Source organism: Elusimicrobiota bacterium, from assembly GCA_026388075.1.
GTDB lineage: Bacteria > Elusimicrobiota > Endomicrobiia > Endomicrobiales > JAPLKN01 > JAPLKN01.
In genome coordinates this window covers 1-3715 of the sequence record JAPLKN010000028.1, presented here as the reverse complement: position 1 = coordinate 3715, position 3715 = coordinate 1, and the positions used below count along the sequence as shown (strand labels likewise).

The following is a 3715-nucleotide window of genomic DNA, read 5'->3' as shown; positions in this document are numbered from 1 at the left end:
ATGTTGATTTTTTTTGCGGTTTTTTTGATGGCCCAAGATAAAGGTCCTGAATGGCTGTCCGGTGAAAGCAAAAAATATCCTAAAAAAGACTATTTTGTAGGCGTTGGCATAGGGCATGGGCTGGATTCGGCCAAAGCAGATGCGGCTGCGGCAATTACCAAAGTTTTTGGCGCGACGGTCCAGCAAACTTCGGTAGATGTAAATACAGAAAAAACAACTAAAAAGGGGTCTAAACTGTTGAGAACCTCGGAAGTTTCTACAGAAACTGAAACTAAAGTAACAAGCTCCGAAAAAATTGAGGGGATAGAAATTGCTGAAACATGGTTGAACGAAAAAACCAAAAATTATTATGCGCTTGCAGTGCTGAATAAAACTAAAATGCGCCAGATTCTTTCGGCCCAGATTTTAGATCTTGAAGGGGATATCCATGACCAGTTAGAGATAGGCAAAAAAACATCATCAAATATTGAAAAGGTCCGCTCGTTCAGTACCGCATTGCGGTTTTGGGACAAAAAAGTGGAACTTGTGAACAGGAAAAAAATTGTTGATTGGACATTTATTCCGGACCTTATTTCCGGCGATTCAAAGGTTAAAATTAGAAAAATGCAGGACGATGCGATAAACCGAATTGTGTTTGTTGTAGATGCCGCCCGCCCGGGATTAAACTCAGTTGTAAGCGATAGGATAACAAAACTCGGATTTAAGGTAATTCAATCGGCTCCTATTCAGCCCGATAAAACACTGACAGTTATTACCGTTAAGTGCTCTGACGAAATTTCTCCCTTTGACAGAGGAAATCCGTCTTGGAAATTCTATAATTGGAAGGCAAGCGCGCAGATGAACCAATTATGGACTTCAAGCGGCAGTTTTGCAACAATTTCCGAAGAAGGAGAATCTTCTCATTTAAGCGATGCGACCGCAAAAAGTAAGGCATATATTGATGCGGACAGGACTCTTGCCTTAAGTATAGAAAAAAGGATCAGACAAAATATATTCGGAGAGTAGCAAATAGTTTTTGGAAAAAGGGAGGAAAAAAATGAGAAGGTATTTACCGTTTTTGTTGGCAGTTGTTTTTTTGGCAGGATGCGCAGGGGCGCAAAAGAAACCCAGCTGGATTTTGAAAGGCGCGGGAGCATTTCCAAAAGGGAATAAGGTGCTTTACGGCGTAGGTTTGGCGGAAGGCATAAATTCCGAGTCATTGAGAAGAACTACGGCAGATAACAGAGCCATAGCTGAAGTATCAAAACAGGTTTCGGTAATGTCAACTTCATTGATGCGCGATTATATGAGTTCTGCTAATGCTACGGAAAAACAAAAATCAAGCGGCGAGCAGTACGTGGAAAATACCGCTAAGACTTTTTCTTCAAACACGGTATCCGGTATTAAAATTACCGACCGTTGGGACGACGGTAAAAAGTGTTATTCTCTCGCGGAGCTTAATATTGATGATTTGAAACAAATGGCAGAAAATATGAAAGAATTAAACCGCAAGGTTAAGGAATATATAAAAGCAAACGCTGAAGAAGCTTTTGATAAGCTTGAAGCAGAACAAGAGAAGCAAGAAAACAAGTAATTAGAGATTAGTGATTAGAAATTAGATAAACCGTTTTGAGAACCGATTTAGCATTAAACCTGTTTTTGTCTAATAACTAATAACTCATTACTGTCGTTAAAGCCGCCATCGTTAACAGCAGAAGAAGACAGGTTAAGGTTGAGGTTGAGAAAAATAAGGGCAGCTACTAAAAGTTCAAAGCTTTCCTCAATCTAAACCTGTTTCACTCTTAACCTGTAGTTGAAAGTTGCCGCCATCGTCTAGGGGTTTAGGACATCGCCCTCTCAAGGCGGAGATCACGGGTTCGAATCCCGTTGGCGGCGCGTGTTTAGCAATCATAGGGATTTGAAGCCGACCCGAAGCGCCCGATGAAACGGGGAGGAAGCGAGGGCGGCCGGCTGTGGAGGAGCCCCGAATCGGGGCGGGGGAAACAGAAATCCCGTTGGCGGCGCGCGTTTAACTTTTAAAGGGATTTGAAACCAGCACTGAATGCGAATACGGAAAAATAAAGGTGAAAAAATGTCAAATATTGTACCCAAAAAATATATTCAAAATATTATTTATTTAATTCGTGGTCGTAAGGTGATGTTTGATAGAGATCTAGCAAAACTATATAATGTAGAAACAAGAGTTCTTGTTCAAGCAGTAAAAAGAAATATAAAGCGATTTCCTTCGGATTTTATGTTCCAATTAACAAAGACAGAACTAAGAAATTGAAAATCACAAATTGTGATATCCAATTCTATTAAAATGGGATTAAGAAAAAAACCTTTAGTTTTTACTCAGGAAGGTATAGCGATGCTTTCAAGTGTTTTAAATAGCGAAAAAGCAATACAAGTTAATATCCAGATTATGAGAGCATTTATGAAATTAAGAGAGATAGTTTCTTCACATAAAAAACTCTGGCATAAAATAATAGAAATGGAAGATAAATACGATGGTCAATTTAGGGGAGTTTTTGAAGTTCTAAAGCAGTTATTAGTAGAGCATAAGGGAAAAGTAAAGAGAAAAATAGGATTCATAGAATAGGAATAAACATGCTTGACATCAAATTGATTAGAGAAAATCCTGAAAAAGTAAAAAATGCGCTTGAAACCAGAGGGCAAAAGATTATTTTAGACGATCTTCTTAACTGGGACACGGAAAGAAGAACCCTTCTTACCCAAATAGAAGATATGAGGGGAAAAAGAAACAAAGCTGCTGAAGATGTGGCTAAGTTGAAAAAAGATGGGAAAAACCCTCTGGAGAATCTTGTTTCCGATATGGATCAAGTTAGGGAGCAAATTAAGGAAAAAGAAAATTATTTGGTGACTTTGGAACAAAAAATTGAAGATTTTGCTTTGAGGCTTCCCAACATTCCAGACGAGACAACCCCTCTGGGAAAAAGCCCGGAAGATAATAAAGTATTAAAGCAGGAAGGAGATATAAAATCTTTTGATTTTACCCCGAAGCCTCATTGGGAAGTGGGAGAAAAACTTAAAATCTTGGATTTTGAAACCGCTTCTAAAATTTCCGGCTCGCGATTTGCACTGTTAAGGGGGGCGGGATGTATTCTTGAAAGAGCGCTAATAAGTTATTTTCTGGATACTCACATAAAAGCAGGATATACAGAAATTTTTGCTCCTTATCTTGTTAACCGAGCCTCAATGCAGGGCACGGGACAGCTTCCTAAATTTGAAGTTGAGCTCTTCCGCTGTAACGAAGATGACCTATATTTAGTTCCTACTGCGGAAGTTTCAATAACTAATATCCATAGGGACGAATTTCTTGAAGAAAAAGAATTGCCGAAAAAATATGTTTCTTATTCTGCTTGTTTCAGGAGAGAAGCGGGATCATACGGAAAAGATACAAAAGGTTTAATTAGGAATCATCAGTTTAACAAAGTTGAGCTTGTAAAATTTGTTAAACCGGAAGATTCTTCGGCTGAACTTGAAAGCCTGACTGCGGACGCAATGAAGGTTTTAAAAGGTTTGGGTTTGACGTGCCGCGTGGCCGCTGTTTGCACAGGCGATTTGGGCTTTTCCTCTTCTAAAACTTATGATCTTGAAGTTTGGATGCCCGGCGAAAAAAGGTGGCGTGAAATTTCTTCATGCTCAAATTTTAAGAATTTTCAGGCAAGAAGAATGAACATAAAAGTTAAATATTTAGATAAGAGGAAGGATT

5 protein-coding genes and 1 tRNA gene are annotated in these 3715 nt (G+C 39.0%); all 6 read left to right on the top strand.

Annotation, left to right across the window (positions count from 1 at the left end):
* Nucleotides 1-1005 (top strand): LPP20 family lipoprotein (locus tag NT145_01045; protein MCX5781281.1); only part of this gene is annotated, 1005 nt, incomplete at its 5' end.
* A gap of 31 nt (nucleotides 1006-1036) precedes the next feature.
* Nucleotides 1037-1573, top strand: coding sequence for a hypothetical protein (locus NT145_01040; GenBank protein MCX5781280.1), 537 nt, complete (start codon nucleotides 1037-1039; stop codon nucleotides 1571-1573).
* A 228-nt stretch (nucleotides 1574-1801) separates the two neighbouring features.
* A tRNA-Glu gene (locus NT145_01035) sits at nucleotides 1802-1875 on the top strand.
* A 196-nt stretch (nucleotides 1876-2071) separates the two neighbouring features.
* The gene (locus NT145_01030; GenBank protein ID MCX5781279.1) at nucleotides 2072-2269 is read left to right on the top strand and encodes an ORF6N domain-containing protein; all 198 of its coding nucleotides are present in this window, start codon (nucleotides 2072-2074) and stop codon (nucleotides 2267-2269) included.
* A gap of 12 nt (nucleotides 2270-2281) precedes the next feature.
* Entirely contained in the window at nucleotides 2282-2581 is a 300-nt protein-coding gene (locus NT145_01025; protein MCX5781278.1) for a hypothetical protein, read from the top strand.
* Between the two features lie 8 nt (nucleotides 2582-2589).
* A partial coding sequence (serS, locus tag NT145_01020; protein ID MCX5781277.1) for a serine--tRNA ligase occupies nucleotides 2590-3715 on the top strand: 1126 nt, incomplete at its 3' end.